Genomic DNA, 883 nt, shown 5'->3' on the forward strand with positions numbered 1-883 from the left:
GTGGGGTTGGTGTGTGGGGGGGTGTTGGTGGTGTTGGGTGTGTGTGGGGGGTGGGTGTTGGGCGTGGTTTTTTTGGTGGTGTGTGTTTTTTTTTGGGGGTGTGTGGGTGGGGGTGGTGGTTGTGTTGGGTTGGGTTTTTTGTTTTGGTGTGTGGGGGGTGGGTGGGTGGTTGGGTGGGGTTGGTTGTGGGTGGGGTTGTGTGGTTGGGGGGGGTTTTGTTGTTGTGGTTGGGGTTGGTGGGGTTTGGGGGTGTTTGGGTTTGTGGGTGTTGTTTTTGTTGGGGTTTGTGTTTCGGGTTGTGGTGGGGGTGGTTGGGTTTGTGTTGGGGGGTGTGGTGGGGGTGTTGGGGTTTGGTTGGGGGGGGGGGGGGTTTTTTGGGGGGGGTTTGGTGGTGTTTGGGTTGTTGTTGGGGTTGGTGGTGGTGGGCGTGTGGTTTGTGGGTGTTTGGGGTGGGGTGTGGTTGGGGTGTGTGGGGTTGGTGTTTGTGTGGTTGGGGGTTGTGGTTGTTTTGTTGTGGTGTTTGGTGGGGGTTGTGTTGGTGGTGGGTTTGTTTGTGTGGTGGGTGGTGGGGTTGTGTTGGTGGTGTTGTTTTGGTAGGTGTGTTGTTTGTGGTGGTGTGGGGGGGTTGGTTGGGGGTGTGTGGGATGGGGTTTTTGTGGTGCTGGTGGTTGGTGTTTGTATGTGTGGTTTTTTTGGGGTTTGTGGTGGGTGGTGGGGGGTTTGTTTGGTTGGTTGGGTGGGTGGTGTTGTTGTTGTTGTTGTGTGTGGGTTTGGGGTGTTGGTTGGGTGTGTTGGTTTCGGGGGGTGGGGTGTTTGTTGTGGGGGTGGTTGTGGTGTTGGTTGTTTGTTGGTGTTTGGGGTGTGTGTTGGTCTTGTGTTGTCT

1 protein-coding gene is annotated in these 883 nt (G+C 55.9%); it reads left to right on the top strand.

Annotation, left to right across the window (positions count from 1 at the left end; translation table 11 throughout):
- The coding region (locus tag ACTHTS_RS10845; RefSeq protein ID WP_440370032.1) for a hypothetical protein at positions 1 to 883 on the top strand (883 nt) is incomplete at both ends.

Origin of the sequence: Neisseria sp. P0019.S003 (assembly GCF_051957115.1) — a bacterium.
GTDB classification, from domain to species: Bacteria; Pseudomonadota; Gammaproteobacteria; order Burkholderiales; family Neisseriaceae; genus Neisseria; species Neisseria flavescens_D.